The organism is Pseudomonas sp. P7759, assembly GCF_013386445.1.
Taxonomy (GTDB): Bacteria; Pseudomonadota; Gammaproteobacteria; order Pseudomonadales; family Pseudomonadaceae; genus Aquipseudomonas; species Aquipseudomonas azotoformans_A.
In genome coordinates, this window is record NZ_JACART010000003.1 from 219,386 (window position 1) to 243,895 (window position 24,510).

Genomic DNA, 24,510 nt, shown 5'->3' on the forward strand with positions numbered 1-24,510 from the left:
GCCTGCCGATATTTAGAATGGCCACATCGCGGTGCCGAACGGCACAACGGCGTCGGCTTGCATCATTTCAACGGCGGCCTCATGGGTCGGCGCTTCAAACCAATCGTCGAGTTGCAGTTCGGTTTCCAGGTCGTTTTCCAGTGCTTGCATGGTGTATCTCCTAGAGGACGTTGTTTGAGAACGGCTTGCCAACGGGCTTCGCGGGCAAGTGGGAAGAACCTAGGAGAGAGTGTTTCAAAATGCAAAATTTTTATTGACACGGTTTCATTTGGATTTTTTGTTCTGTTTTTTGTGTTTGAATTTTTCTTTAGCAAATTCAGGGAACTACGCAGGCTAAATTGTAGGAAATTTCCGAGCGACAATTTTCCTTAAGATCACGGCTGTAACGTTAATTTTCCGTGCTGTAACGATTAATTTACGAGTAAATGGCGACATTATTGGTTGATCCTGCCCTGTAAGGATTACCTGACAGATCGTCGCACTCGTCTCTCGAGGGCGCCCCCAAGCTGGCGAGCGGTGTACAATCCGCCGCGTTTTACTGTGACCCCCTTGCGTAACCACGCAAAAGGCCAAGACCCCAGGGTTTACCCACCCTGATCACTCCGCCTGGCCACGAGCCGGACGGGTTCGATTTCGTCACAGATAAAAACAAACAGGTGACGCATGACCGTTAGAAAGACGCTGTACTCCTGGTGCTTGCGCTGGGGTTTGAGCGGCGCTGCTTGAGTCGGTAATTCAAGGCAGCAACCTGCATTCAACATCATCAAACCTTGCGTGAGAGCCTTTTCATGAGTGTTCCCCCTTCCTCTTCAGGCGAGCTGAAACGTGGCCTGAAAAACCGGCATATCCAGCTGATCGCCCTGGGCGGCGCCATCGGCACCGGCCTGTTCCTCGGCTCGGCCGGGGTGCTCAAATCCGCCGGCCCGTCGATGATCCTGGGCTATGCCATCTGCGGCTTCATTGCCTTCATGATCATGCGCCAACTCGGCGAAATGATCGTCGAAGAGCCAGTTGCCGGTTCCTTCAGCCACTTTGCTCACAAGTACTGGGGCGGTTTCGCCGGGTTCCTGTCGGGCTGGAACTGCTGGATCCTGTATATCCTCGTGGGCATGTCGGAGCTGACGGCGGTCGGCAAATATGTGCACTACTGGTGGCCGGAGATCCCTACCTGGGTCTCGGCCGCAGCGTTCTTCGTGCTGATCAACCTGATCAACCTGGCCAACGTCAAAGTCTTCGGTGAGGCCGAGTTCTGGTTTGCCATCATCAAGGTGGTGGCCATCGTCGGCATGATCGCCCTGGGCAGCTATTTGCTGGTCAGCGGCAGCGGCGGGCCACAGGCCTCGGTGACCAACCTGTGGGAACACGGCGGTTTCTTCCCCCATGGCGTCGGCGGGTTGGTCATGGCCATGGCAATCATCATGTTCTCCTTCGGCGGCCTGGAAATGCTCGGCTTCACCGCCGCTGAAGCGGACCAGCCACGCACCGTGATCCCGAAAGCGATCAACCAGGTGATCTACCGTATCCTGATTTTCTACATCGGTGCGCTGGTCGTACTGCTGTCGCTGACCCCATGGGATAGCCTGCTTACCACCCTCAACGCCTCCGGCGATGCCTACAGCGGCAGCCCGTTCGTGCAGGTGTTCTCGATGCTGGGCAGCAACACCGCTGCGCATATCCTCAACTTCGTGGTCCTGACCGCCGCGCTGTCGGTGTACAACAGCGGCACCTACTGCAATAGCCGCATGCTGTTGGGCATGGCCGAGCAGGGCGATGCGCCTAAAGCATTGGCGAAGATCGACAAGCGCGGCGTGCCGGTGCGTTCCATCCTCGCGTCGGCGGCGATCACCCTGGTGGCGGTGCTGATGAACTACCTGATCCCGCAACACGCGCTGGAACTGCTGATGTCGCTGGTAGTGGCCACTCTGGTGATCAACTGGGCGATGATCAGCTTCTCCCACTTCAAGTTCCGCCAACACATGAACCGCACCGGCCAGGTGCCGCTGTTCAAGGCGCTGTGGTACCCGTACGGCAACTATGTGTGCCTGGCGTTCGTGGTGTTTATCCTGGTGATCATGCTGATGATTCCGGGGATCCAGGTGTCGGTGTACGCGATCCCGGTGTGGGTGGCGTTTATGGCGGTGTGTTACTGGGTCAAGAACAAGCGCAGTGCCCGCGCAGCCATGGGCACAACGGGGACGGTTCTGGAGTAGGACCTTTCCTCAAACAGAAAACCCGGCGCCGTGCCGGGTTTTTTGTGTGCAGGGGCAGGTTAGAATCGCCCCTCGTTTTTTCAGCGTGCCTGGAGGCCCCATGCAACACACCGACATCGACGGCGGCGCCTTGCAGCGCGATGAGCTGGAAGGCCTGATCGACCAGCATGGCGGCCCCTTGCGTCTGATTGGAGTGGATTTGAGCGGCGCTGATCTGTCGCGCATGGCCTTGGATCATTGGGTGTTCGAGCGCTGCATCCTGGTCCAGGCCTCCTTTCTCGGTTCGCGCCTGGAAGGCACGCAGTGGAAAAGCTGCCGCGCCAGTCTCGCCATTTTCGAAGCGGCGAACCTGTTGGAAGCGCACTTCCACAGCTGTGACCTGAACAACACCCGCTGGCAGCGCAGCAAGCTGTCCCAGGCGAGCTTTGAGCACTGTAAGTTGACCGGCGCCAATTTCACCCATTGCGCCTCGCTGGGCTTGAGCTTCAGCGAAACGCGGTTGAACAGCGCCTTCTTGTCCGGGCTGTCGTTTGCCCGCACCGTGCTGAATAACCTGGATTTCTCCGACAGCGATTTGTCGGATGCCGACTTTCGCAAGGCCGAGCTGATCGATTGCAGCCTGGCCCACGCTCGTATCAACGGCGCCAATTTTGCTGGCGCCGACTTGCGGGGGGCGGATTTAAGCGGGTTTCGCCTGAATGATGCCAAACTGTTCAAAGGCGCCGTGATTTCCAAAGCCCAGGCGTCGATGTTGTTGTCCGAGTTGGGCTTGTCCGTTGCTTAAGGTTTTTGATTGATGCTGGTGATTTCCAACAATGTGCAGCTGCCTGACGCCGAGATCGAGCTGACCGCCATTCGCGCCCAGGGCGCTGGTGGACAGAACGTCAACAAGGTGTCGAGTGCCGTGCACCTGCGATTTGATATCCCGGCGTCGTCGCTGCCGGAGTTCTACAAGGAGCGCTTGCTGGCGCTGCGCGACAGCCGCATCACCAGTGAAGGCGTGCTGGTGCTCAAGGCCCAGCAATACCGGACCCAGGAGCAGAACCGCGCGGATGCGTTGGAGCGTCTGGTGGAGTTGATTCTCAGCGCTACCAAGGTGGAGAAGAAACGCCGCCCGACCAAGCCGACCCTGGGCTCGAAAAAGCGCCGTCTCGAATCCAAGACCAAGCGCGGCAGCATCAAGGCCGGGCGCGGCAAGGTCGACTTTTAGTCGTCACGCGCCTCGCGGGCCTTGGGTGCCTGACGGTACAGGTACAGGCTCAGCAGCAAACCACCCAGGGCTGCAAGGGCGGCGAAGAGGAAGATCGACGCAAAGCCGAAGCCGGCTGCCACGGCCCCGGCGAGCGGTCCGGTGATGCCCAGCGACAGGTCGATAAACAGTGAGTAGGCGCCCACCGCCGAGCCGCGGCTGGATGCTGGCACCAGGTTGACGGCCTCCACCCCGAGCGCCGGGAACACCAGGGAAAAGCCAAAGCCGCTCAACGCCGCGCCAGCCAGGGCCAGGTTGGCGTCCGGCGCCAGCCACAGCAACAGCAAACCGAGGATCTCCACCGACAAGCAGGCAATTGCCACGCGAAAGCCGCCGATCCGGTTGATCAGGTTGCCGAACAACAACCGTGCGCCGATAAAGCTGGCGCCGAACAGGCTCAGGGCCCACACCGCGTTATCCCAGTGCTGGGTGGTGTAATACAAGGTGATGAAGGTGGCGATGGTGCCAAAGCCGATGGAACCCAGCGCCAAGGCACAGCCATGGGGCAATACGCGGCCCAGCACATTCATGAAGGGCAGGCGCACGCCGGCAACGATTGGTGCAGCGACTTTGTTCCAGGCCAGCAGCAGGCCGACGATGGCCAGCAAGATAATGCTGACGCCCATGCTCCACAGCCCGAAATTTCTTACCAGCAACACGCCCAGTGGTGCGCCGACGGCCAGCGCGCCGTAGCTGGCGATGCCGTTCCAGGAAATCACCTTGGCGGTGTTCTGCGCGCCGACGCGGCCGATGCCCCAGCCGATCGCGCCCGAACCCACCAGGCTTTCCGCGCTGCCAAGGACCGGGCGGCCAATCAACAGGCTGCCCAGGCTCAAGGCCGGCATGCTGGAAAACCACGCCGCGAGCAGCATGAACACACCGCTCAGGCCGCAGCCCACCAGGCCGATCAGCACGGCGCGCTTGCTGCCCAGGTTATCGATGATTTTGCCCGCGTACGGGCGGCTCAGCAGGGTAGCCAGGTATTGCACGCTGATCACCAGGCCGGCAATCACCGCGCCGTAACCCAGCTCACTGTGGACATAGCCCGGCAACACGGCCAGTGGAATGCCGATATTCAGGTAGCCAATGAAGGTGAACAACACGATGGAAACAACTTGCAGCGTGACCGCCATGGGGCGCTGGGTATCGGGCATGGGAAAGGTCCACTGTCGCGGCAGGTAAAGATAGGCTGCTAATGATACCGGTGGTTTTGCTTGCGCAGGGCGGTAAAACGCAAAAACCTCCGCTCAGAAAGACGTCAGGCTTGGGCAGGGGCCAGCAATTGGGTGGTGACCAGGGCGGCCAGGGCGTTTTCCTGGGTGCCGAAACGCTTGAGCAGCAGCGCTTGTTTGTCGGCGCTGAGGCGGTTCCAGATCTCGACCATCTGCAAGGCCGCGTCGAGTACAGCGGTATCCGGGTTGTCGGGGAGGGTATCGGTCATGGCGGGCGTCTCGATGGGTTCAGGCAGTGTGGAAAGCGCTCAAAGCTGCGCTTTCCACACGGTCTGGTACGGCGTCAGTCCTGGCTTTCGCTGTCGACTGGTTTTGCTTCTTTGGCCTCAGGCTGTTTGTCACTGGCCTGCTGCGGTGTTGGCTGCTCTGTTGGGTGCAGGCTTGGGAAGGGGAGATTAGGTATCTCGTGCATCGTCGTCGCTCCTCGCAAGGTCTGTTTTTTCAATCGCAGGTGATTCCGCGCTCTCAAAAAGCCTTGGCAGGATACAGCACTGCAAATGACAAAAAGATTTTAATGTCGGCAGATGGATGAACTTTCATCGTTTAAACGGTCGTTCGGCTAGAACGGCACCTTGCCCAGGATCATATCGCGGTACATCACAAAATCCCCCAACAGGCTGTAGAACGGGTGTTGAAAGGTCGCTGGGCGGTTCTTTTCGAAGAAGAAGTGGCCGATCCAGGCAAAGCTGTAACCGGCAATCGGCAAGGCGATTAACAGGAGAAGCGAACCTCTGCCGATGGCGTACGCCAAAATACCGATCACCAGCGTGGTGCCGATAAAGTGCAGGCGCCGGCAGGTGCTGTTGGCGTGCTCAGCCAGGTAATAAGGGTAAAACTCAGCAAAGCTATTGAATCGCTTGACGTTTTCCACGGTGACCGGCCCTTTGATTGTTGTGCCGCCCAACAGATGTTCGGCGGGGAGCTTATTTGAGTCTAGAGTGATCAGTGGTAACAGCCAGTGACAATAGATGCCACTTTAGTATCCTTGGCTTCCTGGCTGCCGTTTGAGCCTGCTTTATTAAGAAGACGCCATGAGCGAACGAACAACTTCTGCAAGCTGGGCGATGGGGATAGTCAAGGCATTGGAAATGGACGGCCTGGATTGCCGCGCCTTGTTCAAGCAGCTCGGCCTCGACTATGCCGCCCTGAGCGATCCCGATGCGCGGTTCCCGCAGGACTCCATGACCCGCCTGTGGCAGCGTGCGGTGGAGCTGTCGGGTAACCCGGCGATCGGCCTGAACATGGGCAAAGTGGTGCGCCCGGCGTCATTTCATGTGGCCGGTTATGCGTTGATGTCCAGCAACACCTTGGCCGAAGGTTTTATGCGGCTGGTGCGCTACCAGCGGATCATCGCTGAAAGTGCCGACCTGAGTTTCCGATTGATCCCCGAAGGTTATGCGCTGATTCTGACGGTACACGGTGACCACCTGCCGCCTACCCGGCAGAGCGCCGAAGCCTCGCTGGCCAGCGCCTTGGCCCTGTGCGGCTGGCTGACCGGCCGCACGCTGCAGCCGCGCAAGGTGGTGCTGCAAGGTGAGCAACCGGCGGACCTGGCCCCGTACAAACAAGCCTTCCATGCGCCGCTGGAATTCAATGCGCCCTATGACGCGCTGATTTTCGAGCGGGCCGACATGGACGCGCCGCTGCCCACGGCCAACGAAGCCATGGCCCTGCTGCATGACCGCTTTGCCGGTGAATACCTGGCGCGTTTTTCGGAAAGCCGCGTGACCCACAAGGCGCGGCAAGTGTTGTGCCGCCTGTTGCCCCAGGGCGAGCCCAAGCGTGAGGTGGTGGCCCAGACGTTGCACCTGTCCCAGCGCACCTTGCAGCGGCGCTTGCAGGAAGAGGGCACCAGCTTCCAGACCCTGCTCGATGACACCCGCCGTGAACTGGCCGAGCAATACCTGGCGCAACCCAGCATGACCCTGCTGGAAATTGCCTATCTGCTGGGCTTTGCCGACCCGAGCAACTTCTTCCGCGCGTTTCGTCGCTGGTTCGATGTCACGCCCGGCGAATACCGGGCGCGGTTGTTGGACGCGTCGAGCGTCAGTGACGCCAAAACGCCGGAATACACAGAACAAAGACCGTAATGATCTCCAGCCGGCCGAGCAGCATACCCAGTGACAGGATCCACTTGGCCGCATCCGGCAGGCTGGCGAAATTGCCCGCCGGGCCAATGGTTTCGCCCAGGCCCGGGCCCACGCCCGAAACGGTGCTCGCGGCGCCGGTCAAGGCGGTCATCCAGTCCAGGCCGAGCAGCGACAAGGCCAGGGCGATGGCGCAGATGGTGATGGCGAAGAAGAAGGAAAAGGTCAGGATCGACCGCACGATCTCTTCGTCGAGACGGTGGCCGTTGTACTTCTGCTTGATCACCGCGCGCGGATGAATCAGCTGGTTCAAGTTGGCCTTGAGCAGGATATAGGCAACCTGGAAGCGGAAGATCTTGATCCCACCCGCCGTGGAGCCCGAACAGCCGCCGATAAACCCGAGGTAGAAGAACAGCATCAGTGAGAAATTGCCCCACAGGCTGTAGTCCCCGAGTGCAAACCCCGTGGTCGTCACCACCGACGTGACGTTCAGTGCCACATGACGCAGCGCGTCCAGCCAGTGCAGGTTAGTGGTCCACCAGTACCAGGTGCCCAATACCAGCCAGGTCACCAGCAACAAACCGAGCAGGCCCTGGACCTGCTGGTCCTTGATCAATGCCCTGCGGTTACCGCGTAAGGTGGCCACATACAGGGTGAACGGCAAGCTGCCGAGGATCATCACCACCACGGCTACCCAGTGCACCGCCGGTTGTTTCCAGTGCGCCAGGGATTCATCGGAGGTGGAAAACCCGCCGGTGGAAATCGCTGACATCGCATGGTTGATCGCATCGAACAGCCCCATGCCGGCCCACCAGAACGCCAGGCTGCCAAGGATGGTGATGCCCACGTAGGCCGCCACGATCAGCCGCGCCACCATGTGCGAGCGGGGCATGACCTTTTCCGAGCGGTCCGAGGATTCGGTCTGGAACAGGCGCATGCCACCAATGCGCAGCAGCGGTAGGATCGCTACTGCCATGCCGATAAAGCCGATGCCGCCCAGCCAGTGCAGCAGCGAACGCCACATCAAGATACCCGGCGACATCGCGTCCAGCCCGCTCAACACCGTGGAGCCGGTGGCGGTAATGCCGGACATGCTTTCAAAAAACGAATCGGTGTAGCTGATGTGCTGGGTCAGCAGGAATGGCAGCGCAGCAAAGATACACACCACCACCCAACTGCTGACGGTCAGCAGGTACATGTCCCGCGGGCGAAGGTGCACATGCTCGGGACGCCCGGGGATCACCAGCGCCAGGCCGGCGATAAAGGTGATCATGCTGGCCCACAGGAAGGAGGGCAGGTCGCTGGTGCGTTCGAAGATCACCAGGGTGGCCATGGGCACGACCATCGCGATCGCGAGGGTGATCAGGAAGATGCCGATGATGAAACCGATGATGCGCAGGGTCGGCAACGCCATGAAATTCGCTCGGATGTTGGAGGTGGCGCCATTCTACCTGCGGTGCAGGGCTTGTAAACCGGGGCTTGGAAGCGATGAGAGGCTAATGTGGGAGCGGGCTTGCTCGCGAAGGCGGCGTGTCAGTTGAAGAATTTGTAGCTGATAGACCGCATTCGCGAGCAAGCCCGCTCCCACATGGATTGTGTGGTGTCTGATTGATTGTCGACATCCGCATACAAAAAAGGCGACCCGAAGGTCGCCTCATTCAACTGCGCATTGATCAGAACTCGTGATCAGCGTTATCCGGGTTCAGGTCGCTGATACCCAGCTTGCCCGCCGCCGCTTCGATCGAACCGGTCTGCTTGACCAGAGCGGCGATGGCGTCACGGACGATCTGGTTGCCCGCATCGTTACCGGCCGCGATCAGCTGGTCGTAGTGCTCACCCTTGTTGGCATGGTCAACCATGACCTGAATCTTCGCTTCGGTAGCCGCCAGGTCCGCTTTCAGTGCGGTGTCGGCTGCCGGGTCGGCCTTGGCCACCAGGGACGACAGGCTGGCGCCGGTCATTTTGGTGCCGTCGACGCGGGTGTACTCGCCCAGGTAGACGTTGCGGATGCCCTTGGCGTCGTAGAAGTGCGAGTTGTGGGTGTTGTCGCTGAAGCAGTCCTGCTCGTCTTCCGGCGAGTTGGCTTCCAGGGAAACCTTCATGCGCTCACCGGCCAGTTCGCCGAGGGACAGGCTGCCCATGCCGAACAGCATTTTGCGCAGGCCGTCGGTGGCAGGTTCTGCCTCCAGGGTGGCGCGGTAGTTGTCTTCAACGTTGGGTTTCCAGTTGCCGACCATTTCTTCCAGGTCGCTGACCAGCAGTTGGGTCACAGCGCTCAGGTAGGCGCGGCGACGTTCGTTGTGACCGCCAGTGGCGCCGTCGCCGGTCAGGTAGTCCGACGCAGGACGGTTGCCGGCGCCTGGGCCGGTGCCGTTCAGGTCCTGGCCCCAGAGCAGGAATTCGATGGCGTGGTAGCCGGTGGCGACGTTGGCCTCGGAACCGCCCAGCTCGTTGAGGCTGGCGAGTTTTTCCGGGGTGATGTCTTTCACGTCGACCTTGTCTTCGCCGACCTGGATTTCGTTGTTGGCGATGATGTTGGCAGTGGCGCCTGGGTTACCCAGGGCGTGTTCGTAGGACTTGTCGACATAGTCGATCAGGCCTTCGTCCAGCGGCCATGCGTTCACCTGGCCTTCCCAGTCGTCGATGATGGTGTTGCCGAAGCGGAACACTTCACTTTGCAGGTAAGGAACGCGGGCGGCGATCCAGGCGGTGCGCGCGGCTTTCAGGGTTTCGTCGTTCGGCTTGGCGAGGAACGCGTCGATAGCGGTTTGCAGGGTTTTCGCGGTGGACTCGGCATCGCTGTAGACCGCGAACACCATGTCTGCGTAATGCGCGACCACGGCCTTGGCAGCGGCTTCGTCGACCTGGCCGGCAGGAGTGGCAGCCGCTGGAGCGGTAGTGCTGGCAGCCGGGGTCGGCGCCTGAGGCGCGGCGGCCTTGTCTTTACCTTCGCCGCAACCGGCGAGAGAAATGGCAATGGCCAGCAGACTGGCGGTGGCCAGGGGCATACGAATCATGGCGAACATCCTGCTTCGGTTGTTGATGGGGCGCGCGGGGGAGCGCAAAAACTGCGACATAATGCGAAAGATTTGCATTTTGTGTAAAGGGTTATACGCGGGAAATATTCAGTATCGTTTTGCTGCATCAGAGAATCGCGGCGTTATTGCGCTCCGACTGCTTCAAAAAAGCCGCCAACTCCCGCGCCGGCAAGGGTTTGCTGTAGTGATAACCCTGACCTTCATGGCAGCCTTCGGAGATGATGTAGGCCTCCTGCTCGGCGGTTTCCACGCCTTCGGCGATCACCTGCATACCGAGGCTTTTGCCCAGTTGGATGATCGCCCGCACGATGGTGGCGTCGTCGTCATCGTCCAGCAGGTCCTGCACGAAGCTCTTATCGATCTTGATCTTGTCCAGTGGCAGGCTTTTCAAGTAGCTGAGGGATGAGTAGCCGGTGCCGAAGTCATCAATCGCAATCAATGCCCCGGAACGGCGCAGGCTCAGCAGGTGCTGGGCGGCGGTGCTGATGTCTTCCATCAGGCCGGTCTCGGTGACTTCCAGTTCCAGGCTGCGCGGCGGCAGGCGGTAGATCTGCATCAGGTTGTTGACCACCCGCGGCAACTCGGTGTGGTGCAATTGCACGGTGGACAGGTTGACCGCCATGCGCAACTCGGTGAAGCCTAGGTCGTGCCATTCGCGCAATTGCCGGCAGGCCTGGTCGAGTACCCATTCGCCAATCGGGATGATGGTGCCGTTCTGTTCGGCCAGCGGAATGAACAGGTCCGGCGGCACCAGGCCATGTTCCGGGTGTTGCCAGCGGATCAGCGCTTCCACGCCGACCACATGGTGATCGCGGTAGCTGATCTGCGGCTGGTACACCAGGTGGAATTGGTCGCGGCTGAGGGCATCGCGCAGGTCTTTTTCCAGCTCGCGGCGACGGCGCATTTCGCTGTCGACGCTGGCGATATAGAACTGATAGCGGTTGCGCGACCGGGTCTTGGCCAGGGTCATGGTTTGCTCGGCTTTCTGCAGCAGCTTTTCGGTGCTGTCGCCGTCTTCCGGGAACAGGGTGATGCCGATGGTGGCGCGTAGGCGGATGCCTTCGTGGTCGAGGGCAAATTCCGCTTCCAGGTCATCGAGGATGCTTTGCGCCAGTTCGGCGGCCTCGTAGGGCTGGTCGATATCGGCCTGTACCAGGGCGAACTGGTCGCCGCCCAGCCGGGCCAGGGCACCGAGGCGGCCGCTGTGGGCGCGCAAACGGTCGGCCAGGGCCAGCAGCAATTGGTCGCCGGCCTGGTAGGTGAACTGTTCGTTGACGCTCTTGAAGTCATCCAGCCCCACGCACAACACGGCCACGCGGCGTTGGCGTCGACCGGCGTCGATGAGGATCTTGTCCAACTGCTCCTGCAGTTTCTGGCGGTTCGGCAGGCCCGTCAGGAAGTCGTACTGTGCCATGCGCAGTAGGCTGCTTTCCGCCTCATGGCGCAGGTGGGTGTTGCGTTCGATGGATTCGAGCAACTGGTTGGCGGTGTTGATCCACAGCCCCAGTTCATTGCGCTCGTGGCCCTTGAGTTGCGGGATCTTGTGTTCGCTGGGCCGGTCCGGGTTGATCGAGGTCAGGTGCTCGATGATCCGCGACAGCGGCTTGGTCAGCAGCCAGTGGTAGACCAGGTACAGCACCAGGCCCATCGCCAGGGCGCGCAATACCCCGGAAATAAAGATGATCACTGAACTGACAATAAACCCCTTGCCGTAGGTGGCCGTGTCGAGGGTGATGCTCAGATCGCCGTAATACTCGCTGTAGGGGCCTTTGCCGACCAATGCGGTGGTGAACGTGCGTTCCTGGCCGAGTATCAGGTCGGTCAACCAGCGGCTGGGCGATTGCTGTAGGGCGCGGCTTTTTTCGGCGAGCATGGTTTCGTTGGGATGGCCGATGGACGCCATGCGCACCGCGTCATCCTGGAACAGGCCCTCAATCACTTGCATGCCCATCTCGCGGTCCAGGCTGTAGACGGCCTGGGTCGAGGGGTCGCGGAACATGTCGAGGATGCGCTGGGCATCGCCGGCCACGGCCTGGCGCGTCTTGTAGGCATCGAAAACGATCTGCGCCACGCTCAGCGCAACGCCCACGATCAATGCCGACAGCAGCACAACCCGTAGCAACTTCACCGACAAGCTGTTCTTGAGTTCCAGCTTCAAAGGGGCATTCCTTGTCTCATGCGGGTGGCCTTCAATATGCCATGAGTATTGGCAATCCCGTGAGGGCAGTCAAAGGAACATTAGGGCCGCAGGCGTCTTGAGGCTGAATGCACACAAAAAAACAGAAAAAAACGGCGGATTTGCTCCGCCGTCTGGGTACTCGACTGGCCTGTGGTCAGGCTAAGCCTTTGCATCACTGATAGGCGGAAACCTCGATCTTCGACGGCGCCGGCGGCATCATGTCCTCACCGGGCTTGCTGGGTGCACTGGCACCACCGCCTTCGCTACCACCACCTGCGCCACCGGCGAGGCCTTTCATAAGCCCGCTCATGAGTTGCATCGCCATCTGCCCGCCCGCTTTTCCGATTTCTTCCATCATTGATTCTCCAGCAGAGTGTGAAAGGGTTATTCCTCTCACTGCGTGGGTGGCAGATTCCCTTCTGCGGGTTCCACGATTCCGGTCTGGCCAGCGTTGTGGAGCGCCCACAAAAAAGCCCGGCAATGCCGGGCTTTTTCTACTGCAAGCGGTGCTTAGGCAGTGAAGGTCTTGCCTTCGAACTGCTCAGCCACGAACTTCCAGTTGACCAGGTTCCAGAACGCTTCCACATACTTTGGACGCACGTTGCGGTAGTCGATGTAGTAGGCGTGTTCCCAGACGTCGCAGGTCAGCAGCGGGGTGTCGCCGTTGGTCAGCGGGTTGCCGGCGCCGATGGTGCTGGCCAGGGCCAGGGAACCGTCAGCCTTTTTCACCAGCCAGCCCCAACCGGAACCGAAGGTGCCGACGGAGGTCTTGGTGAACTCTTCCTTGAACTTGTCGAACGAACCGAACGCAGCGTTGATGGCTTCAGCCAATGCGCCGGTCGGTTGGCCGCCAGCGTTTGGCGCCAGGCAGTTCCAGTAGAAGGTGTGGTTCCAGACCTGAGCGGCGTTGTTGAAGATGCCGCCCGAAGAGGATTTGACGATCTCTTCCAGGGTCTTGCCTTCGAACTCGGTGCCTGGCACCAGGTTGTTCAGGTTCACGACGTAGGTGTTGTGGTGCTTGTCGTGGTGGAATTCCAAGGTTTCCTTGGAGATGTGCGGCTGCAGGGCATCGTGTGCGTAGGGCAGCGGCGGCAATTCGAAAGCCATGATGATTCTCCTAATCAGGTCAGTTGCGGTGAGCGCAAGGCCGATCACGGGCGGCCAAACAAGCGCCGGGGAGTTTGTACTCTTTGCGGCGCAGGGTCCGGATCATAGCACCGGGGGTGCGGCAAAACCACGCAACAACTGTGTGGGATAGAGGTTCCAGAGCGTTTTGGAATATTCCCTAAGCCGCGATCAATTGATAGGCCACGCTGAACATCATCACCGCCACCAACAGGTCCAGCAGGCGCCAGGTTGCCGGCCGCGCCAGCCAGGGTGCCAGCCATGCCGCGCCGAGTGCCAGGGTGGCGAACCACAGGAACGATGCGCTGGCGGCGCCGGCCACGTAGGCACCGGGTTCGGTTTGCTGTGCGCCGAGTGAGCCGATCAGCAATACAGTGTCCAGGTACACGTGCGGGTTGAGCAGGGTCACGGCCAGCGCGCTCAGCAACACCGCGCGCAGCGAGCGCACCTTGAGAGTGTCGCCTTGGTCCAGGCTTTGTTTCGAACAGGCCCGGCGCAGTGCACACGCGCCGTACCAGATCAGGAACGCCGCGCCGCCCCAGCGTGCCACCGCCAGCAGCACCGGGCTTTGCGCCAGCACCGTCGCCAGGCCGAACACCCCGGCCGCCACCAGCAGGGCGTCACACACCACACACAATGCCGCCACGGGCAAGTGATGTTCACGACGCAGGCTCTGCGCCAGTACAAAGGCGTTCTGGGTGCCGATGGCCATGATCAGGCCCAGCGCCACCAGCAGACCGTTCAGATAACTCTGCCACATAGGGTTTACTCCGCGTTTGCTGCCAGTTGCCGCAACACCTGCAGGGCGCGCTCGGCATCGGCACGCCCGACGAACAGGTGGTCGTGGTAATAACCGGCAATCACATTGCAACTGATGCCGGCCTTGCCCAGCGCACTGGCGAAGGCGGCGGTGAGGCCCACGGCTTCCAGGGCCGAATGCACATTCAAGGTGATCCACGCGGCGACGTAGTCAAAAGCCAGGCCGGCCTGTTCCGCTTGGTGGCGTTCAACGATCAGGGTCAAGCCTTCCTGCTCGCGAAAGCTGCCGATTACCTCGCAGCCAGCAGGGATGCGGTTGTTGGGCACGGTGCAGAACACGTAGTCGCCGTCATTGAGTTGAGGGCTCATGCTGCGCAGCAGCGTAGCCAGGGCGGTTTCGCCAGCCATGGGAGGTTCCTTATAAAGAGAAGAGCGATGCTGGCTATTCTCAGGGTGCAGGCTGTATAAGAAAAACCAATATTCCTGATCGCTCATTAGAGAAACTGATGTTCGACTATAAATTGCTTTCTGCCCTGGCAGCCGTGGTGGAACAAGCGGGCTTCGAGCGTGCCGCTCAAGTGCTTGGACTGTCGCAATCGGCAATTTCACAGCGCATCAAGTTGCTGGAGGCACGTATTGGCCAGCCGGTACTGGTGCGGGCCACGCCGCCGACGCCCACTGATATCGGCCGTCGCCTGCTCAACCATGTGCAACAGGTGCGCTTACTGGAGCGCGACCTGCAAAGCCAGGTGCCCGCGCTGGATGAGGAAGGCATGCCCGAACGCCTGCGCATCGCGTTGAACGCCGACAGCCTCGCCACGTGGTGGGCCGAGGCCGTCAGCGGGTTTTGCGCCGAGCAGCATTTGCTGCTGGATCTGGTGGTGGAAGACCAGACCGTCGGCCTCAAACGCATGCGCGCTGGCGAAGTGGCGGCCTGCATCTGCGCCAGCGAGCGTCCGGTGGCGGGCGCGCGCAGCCTGTTGCTGGGCGCCATGCGGTATCGGGCGTTGGCCAGCCCGGCGTTTATCGCCCGGCACTTTCCCCAGGGCGTACGCGCCGATCAACTGGCGCGCACCCCGGCACTGGTGTTCGGGCCGGATGATTTCCTGCAGCACCGCTATCTGGCTTCTCTCGGCGTGGACGGCGGTTTCGAGCACCATTTGTGCCCATCGTCTGAAGGTTTTATCCGCCTCACCGAGGCGGGCCTGGGCTGGGGGCTGGTGCCGGAATTGCAGGTTCGCGACCAGCTGGAAAAGGGCATATTGGTCGAGTTATTGCCAGATAAGCCCATCGATGTGCCGCTGTACTGGCATCATTGGCGCAGTGGCGGGCAACTGTTGGGCTTGCTGACCGACCATCTGGCCCAGGCTTGTGGTCAATGGCTGGTGCCGTTGGAGTGATGGCGTGCGTCAAGGCAACAGCGATGAAAAACGTAAGAACATGGGGTAATACATGAAGATTCTGGTCACCGGCGCAAGCGGCTTCATTGGCGGGCGCTTTGCGCGTTTCGCCCTGGAGCAGGGCCTGGACGTGCGGGTCAACGGGCGACGTGCCGAAGGTGTGGAGCACCTGGTCAGGCGCGGCGCCGAGTTTATCCAGGGTGATCTGAATGACGCCGACCTGGTGCGTCACCTGTGCCGCGATGTCGAGGCCGTAGTGCACTGCGCCGGCGCCGTCGGCTTGTGGGGCAAGTATCAGGACTTTTACCAAGGCAACGTGCAGGTCACCGAGAACGTCGTCGAGGCCTGCCTCAAGCAGCATGTCGGGCGTTTGGTGCATCTGTCGTCGCCCTCCATCTACTTCGACGGTCGCGACCACCTGGGCCTGACCGAAGAGCAAGTGCCCAAGCGCTTCAAGCACCCTTATGCCGCCACCAAATACCTGGCCGAGCAGAAGGTGTTCGGTGCCCAGGAGTTCGGCCTCGAGGTGATTGCCCTGCGCCCGCGATTCGTTACGGGGGCCGGCGACATGAGCATCTTCCCGCGCCTGCTGAACATGCAACGCAAGAACCGCCTGGCCATCGTCGGCGACGGCCTGAACAAGGTCGACTTCACCAGCGTGCACAACCTCAACGAAGCCCTGCTCAGCAGTTTGCTCGCGCCGGGCCCTGCGCTGGGTCGGGCCTACAACATCAGCAACGGCACGCCGGTGCCAGTGTGGGATGTGGTCAACTACGTGATGCGTCAAATGCAATTGCCCCAGGTGACGCGTTACCGGTCCTACGGTTTGTCCTACAGCGTGGCGGCGCTCAACGAAGCGTTTTGTGCGATGTGGCCCGGGCGACCGGAGCCGTCTCTTTCGCGCCTGGGCATGCAAGTGATGAACAAAGATTTCACCCTCGACATCAGCCGCGCCAGGCATTATCTGGATTACGAGCCCAAAGTCAGCCTGTGGACCGCCCTCGACGAGTTCTGCAGTTGGTGGAAAGCCCAGGATCCGGGGTTCAAGTAAGCACACAAGCGGCAACACTTCGGGAACCGAATCTGGCGTTCCGGGTCGATCAGTGCGCCGGGAACGCGGTTTATACTCCCGTCGCACGCCACTTCACCGATTCAGGGTTGATACATGCGCAACGATGCTAAAGACGACTTCGACAACGTTCCCAGCCTGCGGGCCGATGTCGGGGATGACGATGATTTCGAACCCACCCCGGCCACCTCGGTGCGCTCGCGCAACCCCCAGGTGGTCAAGGTCAAGAGCGCCAGCACCGGGCCTTTGTGGGCGTTGATCGGCGCGCTGCTGATCGCCTTTGCGGGCCTGGCCTGGTGGAGCTTCCAGCAGATCTCCCTGATGGGCCAGCAGTTGGTGGCCACCCAGGAAAGCTTCGCGCGCATCAGCGAAGAAGCGGCGGGGCGCCTGCAGGACATTTCCGGCAAGGTGGTGGCCAGCGAGGCCAGCGTCAACAACGGCAGCGAAGCGCTGAAACTGCAGATCAAGCAGCTTGAAAGCCAGTTGCTGGAGCAGGGCAAGCAGCAGGTCGGCGTGGCCGGGCAAGCCACCGAGCTGGATAAACGCCTGGCGCAAATGACTGCCAGCACCACTGACCTGTCCAATGCCAACAGCAAATTGCAGGGCCAAGTGCAGGCGTTGACCGACGCCGTGGCGACGCTCAAGGCGGCGCAAGTTGACGCCGGAAAGCGCGATAACGAAATCAAGGAGCTCACTGCAGACGTGGCCGCCTTGAAGAAACAGGGCAACCCGAGTGCTGCCATCGCGCGTATCGAGCAAGACCTTGTGGTGCTCAAGAGCGCCCAGGACAACCAGCCGGCCAACAGCGATGCGCCGACCAATAAAGAGTTCGACGTGTTCCGTATTCAGACCACGCGCAACATCACCACGTTGCAAAGCCAGGTGCAGAACCTGAACCAGCAGCTGAATGCGCCGGCAAGGGTCACCCCGCTCGGGCAATAAGGCTGATGTTGGGAATGTCACCACTTGGTGACATTTCCCATCGCCTTCGTTACTTGCCCCCACCGCGCCCTTGTTTAGACTCCGGTCATCCCACAAAAAACAATAAGGGCCACCCATGACCACGCAACCACTGCCTGCCAGCAGTTGGCTGAACGCGCCTGCCCACCACGTCTGGCTTGCGGCCGAGGGTCAGCGCCTGCTGGCCTTTGCCAAGTCGTCCCGACTGCCCGACGGCTTTGGCAACCTGGACGACAAAGGCCAATTGCCGGCCGATGCCCACGCCGAAACCATGAACACCGCCCGCATGACTCACAGCTTCGCCATGGCCCACGCCTTGGGTTTGCCGGGGTATGCCGACCTGGTTGCGCATGGCGTTGCAGCCCTCAGTGGCCCGCTGCGTGACAGTGAGCACGGTGGCTGGTTTGCCACGCCCCACGCCCTCGATGGCAACCGGGGCAAGGCGGCTTACCTGCACGCGTTTGTTGCCCTGGCCGCCAGCTCGGCGGTGGTGGCAGGTGCGCCCGGTGCACAAAACCTTCTGACTGACGCTGTCCATATCATCGACCAGTTTTTCTGGAGCGAGGAGGAGGGCGTGATGCTCGAATCGTTCGCCCAGGATTGGAGCGGTGTCGAAGCCTATCGCGGTGCCAACAGCAACATGCACGCTACTGAAGCCTTCCTCGCGCTGGCCGATGTCACCGGCGATACGCGCTGGCTGGACCGCGCCTTGCGCATCGTCGAGCGGGTTATCCACACCCACGCGGCGGGCAACCAGTTCATGGTGATCGAACATTTCGACACGCACTGGCAACCCTTGCTCGGTTACAACGAAGACAACCCCGCCGACGGCTTCCGCCCCTACGGCATCACTCCCGGCCACGGTTTTGAATGGGCGCGGCTGGTGCTGCACCTGGAAGCCGCGCGCCTGCACGCCGGGCTTGCTACGCCCGAATGGCTGGTGACCGACGCCAAGGGCCTGTTCGCCAGCGCCTGCGAATACGCCTGGTCCGTGGATGGCGCCCCCGGCATCGTCTACACCCTCGACTGGAACCAGCGCCCGGTGGTGCGCGAACGCCTGCACTGGACCCACGCTGAAGCCAGCGCTGCAGCCCAGGCGTTGCTCAAACGCACCGGCGAGTTGCACTACGAAACCTGGTACCGGCGTTTCTGGGAGTTTTGCGAAACCCACTTCATCGACCGTATTCACGGCAGCTGGCACCACGAACTCAGCCCCCACAACCAACCCAGCAGCGTCATCTGGGGTGGCAAGCCCGACCTGTACCATGCCTGGCAAGCGGTATTGCTGCCTGCGCTGCCGTTGGCGCCAAGCATGGCCAGTGCCATCGGGGCTGGGCGCTATGTCACCGGTTGGTGACATTTGTCCATCCCTTTGTTACCTGCGCCTGAAAAATCCATGTTTAAACTCCGTGCAGCGCAAGCCTAAGACTTGCATGCATAACAACAAGAAAAGGTACTCAGATGAACGCGATTAATCGCCTCGCCGTTGCTATTTCCATTGCCTCGTTGTTTCCCCTCTCTGCATTTGCCGCCGACTCGAAAGGGACGGTTGAAGTTGTGCATTGGTGGACCTCGGGCGGTGAAAAGGCGGCTGTAGATGTCCTGAAGGCCCAAGTTGAGAAAGATGGTTTCGTCTGGAAAGACGGCGCCGTAGCAGGTGGCGGTGGCGCCACCGCCATGACCGTGCTGAAAAGCCGCGCGGTTGCTGGCAACCCGCCAGGCGTTGCCCAGATCAAAGGCCCCGACATCCAGGAATGGGCGTCCACCGGCTTGCTCGACACCGACGTGCTCAAAGACGTCGCCAAAGAAGAGAAGTGGGACTCCCTGCTCGACAAGAAAGTCTCCGACACCGTGAAGTACGAAGGTGACTACGTCGCCGTACCGGTCAACATCCACCGCGTGAACTGGCTGTGGATCAACCCGGAAGTCTTCAAGAAAGCCGGTATCACCAAGAACCCGACCACCCTCGAAGAATTCTACGCAGCCGGCGACAAGCTGAAAGCCGCAGGCTTCATTCCGCTCGCCCATGGTGGCCAGCCTTGGCAGGACAGCACCGTGTTCGAAGCGGTCGTTCTGTCGGTGATGGGGGCCGATGGCTACAAGAAAGCCCTGGTTGACCTGGATAACGCTGCGCTGACCGGTCCGGAAATGGTCAAGTCGCTGACCGAACTGAAGAAAGTCGCGACCTACATGGACGTCGACGGCAAAGGCCAGGACTGGAACCTCGAAGCGGGCAAGGTCATCAACGGCAAGGCCGGCATGCAGATCATGGGTGACTGGGCCAAGTCCGAATGGACCGCGGCCAAGAAAGTCGCCGGCAAGGACTACGAGTGCGTAGCCTTCCCAGGCACCGACAAAGCCTTCACCTACAACATCGACTCCCTGGCGGTGTTCAAGCAGAAAGACAAAGGCACCGCTGCTGGCCAGCAAGACATTGCCAAAGTCGTGCTGGGTGAGAACTTCCAGAAAGTGTTCAGCATCAACAAGGGTTCGATCCCTGTTCGCAACGACATGCTGAACAAAATGGATTCCTACGGCTTCGATTCCTGCGCCCAGACCGCTGCCAAGGACTTCCTGGCAGACGCCAAAACCGGCGGCCTGCAGCCAAGCATGGCGCACAACATGGCCACTACCCTGGCGGTGCAAGGTGCGTTCTTTGATGTCGTGACCAACTTCATCAACGACCCGAAAGCCGATCCGGCCGACACCGCCAAGAAATTGGGCGCTGCGATCAAGTCTGCCAAGTAACGGTTGACCTTGTGGGGGACTCCCTGGCCCCCCATAAGGCTTGTTCCTGTAGTCCTTTTTCCCTGTACTGGATTTCCCCATGAGTTCTGTTGCTGTGTTCAGCAAAGCCTCGCCGTTCGATGCACTGCAGCGCTGGCTACCCAAACTGGTGCTGGCGCCCAGCATGTTCATCGTGCTGGTGGGCTTCTACGGCTACATCCTGTGGACGTTTGTGCTGTCGTTCACCAATTCCACATTCCTGCCCACCTACAAATGGGCGGGCCTTGCGCAATACGCGCGGTTGTTCGACAACGACCGCTGGTGGGTAGCGAGCAAGAATCTGGCGGTGTTTGGCGGGATGTTCATCGGTATCACCCTGGTCATCGGCGTGACCCTGGCGATCTTCCTCGACCAGAAAATCCGTCGTGAAGGTTTTATCCGCACCATTTACCTGTACCCGATGGCGCTCTCGATGATCGTCACCGGTACCGCCTGGAAATGGCTGCTCAACCCGGGCATGGGCCTGGACAAACTCCTGCGTGACTGGGGCTGGGAAGGCTTCCGTCTCGACTGGCTGATCGACCCGGACCGCGTGGTCTACTGCCTGGTGATCGCTGCCGTCTGGCAAGCCTCGGGCTTTATCATGGCGATGTTCCTGGCTGGCCTGCGCGGTGTCGATCAATCGATCGTGCGCGCTGCGCAGATCGACGGTGCGAGCCTGCCGCGCATCTACTGGAGCGTGGTGTTGCCAAGCCTGCGTCCGGTGTTCTTCAGTGCGGTGATGATCCTGGCGCACATTGCGATCAAGAGCTTCGACCTGGTAGCGGCGATGACCGCCGGCGGCCCAGGCTACTCGTCCGACCTGCCTGCGATGTTCATGTACTCGTTCACCTTCAGCCGTGGCCAGATGGGCATGGGTTCGGCCAGTGCCATCCTGATGCTCGGTGCGATCCTCGCGATCATCGTGCCTTACCTCTACTCCGAGCTGAGGACCAAGCGTAATGACTAGTCTCGCCTCCAAATCACCCATCAGCCTGAGTCGCATCGCGATCTATGCGGTGCTGATCCTCGCCGTGCTGCTGTACCTGGTGCCGCTGGTGGTGATGCTGCTCACCAGCTTCAAGACCCCGGAAGACATCAGCTCCGGCAACCTGCTGAGCTGGCCGACCGTGGTCACCGGCATCGGCTGGGTCAAGGCCTGGGCCACGGTAGACGGTTACTTCTGGAACTCGATCAAGATCACCGTTCCGGCCGTACTGATCTCCACCGCCATCGGTGCGTTGAACGGTTATGTGCTGTCGTTCTGGCGCTTCAAAGGCTCGCAGCTGTTCTTCGGCCTGCTTTTGTTCGGCTGCTTCCTGCCGTTCCAGACCGTGCTGCTGCCGGCCTCGTTCACCCTGGGCAAGATGGGCCTGGCCAGCACCACCACCGGCCTGGTGTTCGTGCACGTGGTCTACGGCCTGGCGTTCACCACGCTGTTCTTCCGTAACTACTACGTGAGCATTCCGGATGCGCTGATCAAGGCCGCGCGTTTGGACGGTGCAGGTTTCTTCACCATCTTCCGTCAGATCATTCTGCCGATGTCGACCCCGATCATCATGGTCTGCCTGATCTGGCAGTTCACCCAGATCTGGAACGACTTCCTGTTCGGCGTGGTGTTCTCCAGTGGTGACTCCCAGCCCATCACCGTGGCGCTGAACAACCTGGTCAACACCAGCACCGGGGCCAAGGAATATAACGTGGATATGGCGGCGGCGATGATCGCTGGGCTGCCGACCCTGCTGGTCTATGTGATCGCAGGCAAGTATTTCGTGCGCGGCCTCACGGCCGGCGCGGTCAAGGGGTAATCATGGCTACGCTTGAACTTCGCAATGTAAACAAGACCTATGGCGCCGGCCTGCCCGACACCTTGAAGAACATCGAACTGTCGATCAAGGAAGGCGAGTTCCTGATCCTGGTCGGCCCTTCGGGGTGCGGCAAATCCACGCTGATGAACTGCATCGCCGGTCTTGAGACCATCACTGGCGGCGCCATCATGATCGGCGATCAGGACGTCAGCGGCATGAGCCCCAAGGACCGTGACATCGCCATGGTGTTCCAGTCCTACGCGCTGTACCCGACCATGAGCGTGCGCGAGAACATCGAGTTCGGCCTCAAGATCCGCAAGATGCCCCAGGCCGATATCGACGCCGAAGTGGCGCGTGTAGCCAAGCTGCTGCAGATCGAACACCTGCTCAACCGCAAGCCTGGCCAACTCTCCGGCGGCCAGCAACAGCGCGTGGCCATGGGCCGTGCACTGGCGCGTCGGCCGAAGATCTACCTGTTCGACGAACCGCTGTCCAACCTCGACGCCAAGCTGCGCGTCGAGATGCGCACCGAAATGAAACTGATGCACCAGCGCCTCAAGACCACTACGGTCTACGTGACCCACGACCAGATCGAAGCAATGACCCTGGGCGACAAGGTCGCGGTAATGAAGGACGGCATCATCCAGCAGTTCGGTACGCCGAAAGAAATCTACAACAACCCGGCCAACCAGTTCGTGGCGAGCTTTATCGGTTCGCCGCCGATGAACTTCGTGCCGCTGCGCCTGCAACGCAAGGACGGTCGCCTGGTGGCCCTGCTCGACAGCGGCCAGGCCCGTTGCGAACTGGCGCTTAACACCACCGATGCCGGCCTTGAGGACCGCGACGTGATCCTGGGCTTGCGTCCGGAGCAAATCATGTTGGCCTCGGGCGAGGGCGACAGTGCGTCGAGCATCCGTGCCGAAGTGCAGGTCACCGAGCCGACCGGCCCGGACACCCTGGTGTTCGTGCAACTCAATGACACCAAGGTCTGCTGCCGCCTGGCACCCGACGTGGCACCGCAGGTGGGCGAGACCCTGACCCTGCAATTCGATCCTTCCAAGGTATTGCTGTTCGACGCCAACACCGGCGAGCGACTGGGCACTGCTTCTTCATTGCCCGCCCAGGGGCATGCCGACAATGTGGCCCAATTCAAAGGCCGTTGAAGCAGATAAGTTGTTGTTTTAGATAAAAAAAGTAAACCGCGTTAGATAAAAACAGTTTAATAACAATAAAGACGAGGATGTAGGGATGAAAAAGCAACACAACAACACTCGGCTGATCTGCCAAATGTCAGCTGCAGCAGCCCTGGTATTGTCCGCCAATGCGATGGCGGCCGATGCATTCAGTGCTGATTCGAAATGGATGACCGGCGACTGGGGTGGTGAGCGTACCAAGCTGATCGAGCAAGGTATCGACATCAAGGCTGACTACGTTGGGGAGATGGGCTACAACGCCAAAGGTGGTTACAACAACGACAAGACCGGTCGTTACTCCGATCAATTCGGTCTGGGCGTAGCACTGGACCTGCAAAAGTTGTGGGGTTGGGATAACACCCAAGCCAAGATCCAGTTGACCAACCGTAACGGCCAGAATATCTCCAATGACCGTATTGGCGACCCGCGTGCCGGCACCTTGAGTTCGTCTCAAGAAGTCTACGGCCGTGGCCACATGGTGCGTCTGACCCAGTTCTGGATCCAGCACCAGATGTTCGACAACAAGCTGGACGTGAAACTCGGTTACTTCGGCGAAGGCGAAGACTTCAACACCTTCCCGTGCGACTTCCAGAACCTGTCGTTCTGCGGCTCGCAAGTGGGTAACTATGTAAACACCTGGTACAACTGGCCGGTCAGCCAGGCCGCGATCCGCGTGAAGTACAACATCACGCCTGAGCTGTATGCGCAAATCGGTGCGTACAACCAGAACCCATCGCAACTGGAGCACGGCAACGGCTTCAAACTCAGCGGCAGCGGCACCAAGGGCACCGTGATTCCGGTGGAATTGGTCTGGTCGCCGAAGGTCAACAACCTGCCGGGCGAATACCGTGTGGGTTACTACAAAAGTGCCGCCGATGCTTCGGACGTTCGTGAAGACATCAACGGCAACGATGCAGCGACCACTGGCGCGGCTTACCGTACCCGCAGCAGCAAGAAAGGCTACTGGTTCGTTGCCCAACAGCAACTCACCACGCATAACGGCGATGCTTCCCGCGGCCTGAACATCGCGGCCAACGCCACCTTCCACGACAAGGAAACCAACCTGGTCGACAACTATCAGTCGATCATGCTGGTGTACAAAGGGCCATTCGACGCGCGTCCAAAAGATGACGTTGGTATCGGTGTCGCTCGCCTGCACGTCAACGATGACGTGAAGAAGAACTCTGAGTTGCTCAACGCCGCCAATGGCGTGAGTGACTACGATAACCCGCTGTACACGCCGATCCGTGAGACTGAATACAACGTCGAACTCAACTACGGTTTCCACGTCACCAACTGGCTGACCGTGCGTCCAAACCTGCAATACGTCGTGCAGCCTGGCGGCGTGGATAAAGTCGACAACGCGTTGGTAGCCGGCCTGAAAATTCAGTCTACGTTCTAACGTTGTTGCGATAAGCTCCTTCTCTCTGTGCGC

24 protein-coding genes are annotated in these 24,510 nt (G+C 60.3%); 13 read left to right on the plus strand and 11 right to left on the minus strand.

Translation table 11 applies throughout. The features are described from left to right. Nucleotides 1–12: 12 nt before the first annotated feature. Nucleotides 13–150 carry a hypothetical protein gene (locus HX823_RS01755; RefSeq protein ID WP_003175756.1) on the minus strand — a complete coding sequence of 46 codons (138 nt, stop codon included), beginning with the start codon at nt 148–150 and terminating at the stop codon, nt 13–15. Nucleotides 151–788: 638 nt separating this feature from the next. Between HX823_RS01755 and HX823_RS01760 the strand changes: the two genes are divergently transcribed. The 3 genes from HX823_RS01760 (at nt 789) to arfB (ending at nt 3,420) form a co-directional block, all read left to right on the plus strand. After that, complete coding sequence (locus HX823_RS01760; RefSeq protein ID WP_033896340.1) at nt 789–2,210, plus strand: amino acid permease; 1,422 nt, start codon at nt 789–791, stop codon at nt 2,208–2,210. 100 nt (nt 2,211–2,310) lie between these two features. Further along, nucleotides 2,311–2,994 (plus strand): pentapeptide repeat-containing protein, encoded by a 684-nt coding sequence (locus HX823_RS01765; RefSeq protein WP_177073983.1) that lies wholly within the window; start codon nt 2,311–2,313, stop codon nt 2,992–2,994. Between the two features lie 12 nt (nt 2,995–3,006). Then, nucleotides 3,007–3,420, plus strand: a complete 414-nt coding sequence (gene arfB / locus HX823_RS01770; RefSeq protein ID WP_017737978.1) for an alternative ribosome rescue aminoacyl-tRNA hydrolase ArfB — start codon at nt 3,007–3,009, stop codon at nt 3,418–3,420. Here the strand turns inward: arfB and HX823_RS01775 are convergent. The 3 genes from HX823_RS01775 to HX823_RS01785 form a co-directional block, all read right to left on the minus strand. Beyond that, nucleotides 3,417–4,613 carry an MFS transporter gene (locus HX823_RS01775; RefSeq protein ID WP_177073984.1) on the minus strand — a complete coding sequence of 399 codons (1,197 nt, stop codon included), beginning with the start codon at nt 4,611–4,613 and terminating at the stop codon, nt 3,417–3,419. The two genes, arfB and HX823_RS01775, sit on opposite strands and share 4 nt — an antisense overlap. A 104-nt stretch (nt 4,614–4,717) precedes the next feature. Then, on the minus strand, nt 4,718–4,900 hold the full coding sequence (locus HX823_RS01780; protein ID WP_038851602.1) for a hypothetical protein: 183 nt from the start codon (nt 4,898–4,900) through the stop codon (nt 4,718–4,720). A gap of 350 nt (nt 4,901–5,250) precedes the next feature. Further along, nucleotides 5,251–5,562, minus strand: a complete 312-nt coding sequence (locus tag HX823_RS01785) for a DUF962 domain-containing protein (protein ID WP_038851615.1) — start codon at nt 5,560–5,562, stop codon at nt 5,251–5,253. Nucleotides 5,563–5,722: 160 nt separating this feature from the next. Here HX823_RS01785 and HX823_RS01790 point away from each other — a divergent pair, with 160 nt between their 5' ends. Then, a complete protein-coding gene (locus HX823_RS01790) occupies nt 5,723–6,781 on the plus strand; it encodes an AraC family transcriptional regulator (RefSeq protein ID WP_177073985.1) in 1,059 nt (352 codons plus the stop codon). Here HX823_RS01790 and HX823_RS01795 read toward each other — a convergent pair. The 7 genes from HX823_RS01795 to HX823_RS01825 all read right to left on the minus strand — a co-directional run bounded on the left by HX823_RS01795 (nt 6,738) and on the right by HX823_RS01825 (nt 14,287). After that, nucleotides 6,738–8,192 carry a TrkH family potassium uptake protein gene (locus HX823_RS01795; protein ID WP_033896335.1) on the minus strand — a complete coding sequence of 485 codons (1,455 nt, stop codon included), beginning with the start codon at nt 8,190–8,192 and terminating at the stop codon, nt 6,738–6,740. The two genes, HX823_RS01790 and HX823_RS01795, sit on opposite strands and share 44 nt — an antisense overlap. A 259-nt stretch (nt 8,193–8,451) precedes the next feature. Then, nucleotides 8,452–9,795 (minus strand): imelysin family protein, encoded by a 1,344-nt coding sequence (locus HX823_RS01800; protein ID WP_038851605.1) that lies wholly within the window; start codon nt 9,793–9,795, stop codon nt 8,452–8,454. A 127-nt stretch (nt 9,796–9,922) separates the two neighbouring features. Continuing rightward, nucleotides 9,923–11,974 (minus strand): bifunctional diguanylate cyclase/phosphodiesterase, encoded by a 2,052-nt coding sequence (locus HX823_RS01805; protein ID WP_038851606.1) that lies wholly within the window; start codon nt 11,972–11,974, stop codon nt 9,923–9,925. A gap of 193 nt (nt 11,975–12,167) precedes the next feature. After that, on the minus strand, nt 12,168–12,353 hold the full coding sequence (locus HX823_RS01810) for a hypothetical protein (RefSeq protein WP_177073986.1): 186 nt from the start codon (nt 12,351–12,353) through the stop codon (nt 12,168–12,170). 152 nt (nt 12,354–12,505) lie between these two features. Continuing rightward, on the minus strand, nt 12,506–13,102 hold the full coding sequence (locus HX823_RS01815) for a superoxide dismutase (RefSeq protein ID WP_016975406.1): 597 nt from the start codon (nt 13,100–13,102) through the stop codon (nt 12,506–12,508). Between the two features lie 178 nt (nt 13,103–13,280). Further along, a complete protein-coding gene (locus HX823_RS01820; protein ID WP_033896331.1) occupies nt 13,281–13,880 on the minus strand; it encodes a LysE/ArgO family amino acid transporter in 600 nt (199 codons plus the stop codon). A 5-nt stretch (nt 13,881–13,885) separates the two neighbouring features. Continuing rightward, nucleotides 13,886–14,287, minus strand: coding sequence for an ACT domain-containing protein (locus HX823_RS01825; RefSeq protein ID WP_177073987.1), 402 nt, complete (start codon nt 14,285–14,287; stop codon nt 13,886–13,888). 98 nt (nt 14,288–14,385) lie between these two features. Here HX823_RS01825 and HX823_RS01830 point away from each other — a divergent pair, with 98 nt between their 5' ends. The 9 genes from HX823_RS01830 to HX823_RS01870 all read left to right on the plus strand — a co-directional run bounded on the left by HX823_RS01830 (nt 14,386) and on the right by HX823_RS01870 (nt 24,477). Continuing rightward, complete coding sequence (locus tag HX823_RS01830; protein WP_016975403.1) at nt 14,386–15,279, plus strand: LysR family transcriptional regulator ArgP; 894 nt, start codon at nt 14,386–14,388, stop codon at nt 15,277–15,279. Nucleotides 15,280–15,331: 52 nt separating this feature from the next. Next, nucleotides 15,332–16,330 carry an NAD(P)-dependent oxidoreductase gene (locus HX823_RS01835; protein ID WP_177073988.1) on the plus strand — a complete coding sequence of 333 codons (999 nt, stop codon included), beginning with the start codon at nt 15,332–15,334 and terminating at the stop codon, nt 16,328–16,330. 114 nt (nt 16,331–16,444) lie between these two features. Beyond that, a complete protein-coding gene (locus HX823_RS01840; RefSeq protein ID WP_177073989.1) occupies nt 16,445–17,290 on the plus strand; it encodes an ATPase in 846 nt (281 codons plus the stop codon). A 115-nt stretch (nt 17,291–17,405) separates the two neighbouring features. Continuing rightward, nucleotides 17,406–18,665: an AGE family epimerase/isomerase gene (locus tag HX823_RS01845; protein ID WP_177073990.1), complete on the plus strand. Its 1,260-nt coding sequence runs from the start codon at nt 17,406–17,408 to the stop codon at nt 18,663–18,665. 104 nt (nt 18,666–18,769) lie between these two features. Next, the gene (locus HX823_RS01850) at nt 18,770–20,056 is read left to right on the plus strand and encodes an ABC transporter substrate-binding protein (protein ID WP_038851613.1); all 1,287 of its coding nucleotides are present in this window, start codon (nt 18,770–18,772) and stop codon (nt 20,054–20,056) included. A 79-nt stretch (nt 20,057–20,135) separates the two neighbouring features. Then, nucleotides 20,136–21,044, plus strand: coding sequence for a carbohydrate ABC transporter permease (locus HX823_RS01855; RefSeq protein ID WP_033896325.1), 909 nt, complete (start codon nt 20,136–20,138; stop codon nt 21,042–21,044). Then, entirely contained in the window at nt 21,037–21,882 is an 846-nt protein-coding gene (locus HX823_RS01860) for a carbohydrate ABC transporter permease (protein WP_016975397.1), read from the plus strand. Before HX823_RS01855 ends, HX823_RS01860 begins: the two co-directional genes overlap by 8 nt. Nucleotides 21,883–21,884: 2 nt before the next feature. Next, nucleotides 21,885–23,045 (plus strand): ABC transporter ATP-binding protein, encoded by a 1,161-nt coding sequence (locus HX823_RS01865; protein WP_016975396.1) that lies wholly within the window; start codon nt 21,885–21,887, stop codon nt 23,043–23,045. 85 nt (nt 23,046–23,130) lie between these two features. Beyond that, complete coding sequence (locus HX823_RS01870; RefSeq protein ID WP_016975394.1) at nt 23,131–24,477, plus strand: carbohydrate porin; 1,347 nt, start codon at nt 23,131–23,133, stop codon at nt 24,475–24,477. Nucleotides 24,478–24,510 lie beyond the last annotated feature (33 nt).

Coding starts and splice junctions, on each gene's coding strand:
- HX823_RS01845 (WP_177073990.1), top strand. CDS start 17,406: ATGACCACGCAACCACTGCCTGCCAGCAGTTGGCTGAACGCGCCTGCC.
- HX823_RS01810 (WP_177073986.1), bottom strand. CDS start 12,353: ATGATGGAAGAAATCGGAAAAGCGGGCGGGCAGATGGCGATGCAACTC.
- HX823_RS01760 (WP_033896340.1), top strand. CDS start 789: ATGAGTGTTCCCCCTTCCTCTTCAGGCGAGCTGAAACGTGGCCTGAAA.
- HX823_RS01765 (WP_177073983.1), top strand. CDS start 2,311: ATGCAACACACCGACATCGACGGCGGCGCCTTGCAGCGCGATGAGCTG.
- HX823_RS01800 (WP_038851605.1), bottom strand. CDS start 9,795: ATGATTCGTATGCCCCTGGCCACCGCCAGTCTGCTGGCCATTGCCATT.
- HX823_RS01835 (WP_177073988.1), top strand. CDS start 15,332: ATGAAGATTCTGGTCACCGGCGCAAGCGGCTTCATTGGCGGGCGCTTT.
- HX823_RS01755 (WP_003175756.1), bottom strand. CDS start 150: ATGCAAGCACTGGAAAACGACCTGGAAACCGAACTGCAACTCGACGAT.
- HX823_RS01840 (WP_177073989.1), top strand. CDS start 16,445: ATGCGCAACGATGCTAAAGACGACTTCGACAACGTTCCCAGCCTGCGG.
- arfB (WP_017737978.1), top strand. CDS start 3,007: ATGCTGGTGATTTCCAACAATGTGCAGCTGCCTGACGCCGAGATCGAG.
- HX823_RS01780 (WP_038851602.1), bottom strand. CDS start 4,900: ATGACCGATACCCTCCCCGACAACCCGGATACCGCTGTACTCGACGCG.
- HX823_RS01825 (WP_177073987.1), bottom strand. CDS start 14,287: ATGGCTGGCGAAACCGCCCTGGCTACGCTGCTGCGCAGCATGAGCCCT.
- HX823_RS01820 (WP_033896331.1), bottom strand. CDS start 13,880: ATGTGGCAGAGTTATCTGAACGGTCTGCTGGTGGCGCTGGGCCTGATC.
- HX823_RS01815 (WP_016975406.1), bottom strand. CDS start 13,102: ATGGCTTTCGAATTGCCGCCGCTGCCCTACGCACACGATGCCCTGCAG.
- HX823_RS01830 (WP_016975403.1), top strand. CDS start 14,386: ATGTTCGACTATAAATTGCTTTCTGCCCTGGCAGCCGTGGTGGAACAA.
- HX823_RS01860 (WP_016975397.1), top strand. CDS start 21,037: ATGACTAGTCTCGCCTCCAAATCACCCATCAGCCTGAGTCGCATCGCG.
- HX823_RS01775 (WP_177073984.1), bottom strand. CDS start 4,613: ATGCCCGATACCCAGCGCCCCATGGCGGTCACGCTGCAAGTTGTTTCC.
- HX823_RS01865 (WP_016975396.1), top strand. CDS start 21,885: ATGGCTACGCTTGAACTTCGCAATGTAAACAAGACCTATGGCGCCGGC.
- HX823_RS01855 (WP_033896325.1), top strand. CDS start 20,136: ATGAGTTCTGTTGCTGTGTTCAGCAAAGCCTCGCCGTTCGATGCACTG.
- HX823_RS01795 (WP_033896335.1), bottom strand. CDS start 8,192: ATGGCGTTGCCGACCCTGCGCATCATCGGTTTCATCATCGGCATCTTC.
- HX823_RS01870 (WP_016975394.1), top strand. CDS start 23,131: ATGAAAAAGCAACACAACAACACTCGGCTGATCTGCCAAATGTCAGCT.
- HX823_RS01790 (WP_177073985.1), top strand. CDS start 5,723: ATGAGCGAACGAACAACTTCTGCAAGCTGGGCGATGGGGATAGTCAAG.
- HX823_RS01850 (WP_038851613.1), top strand. CDS start 18,770: ATGAACGCGATTAATCGCCTCGCCGTTGCTATTTCCATTGCCTCGTTG.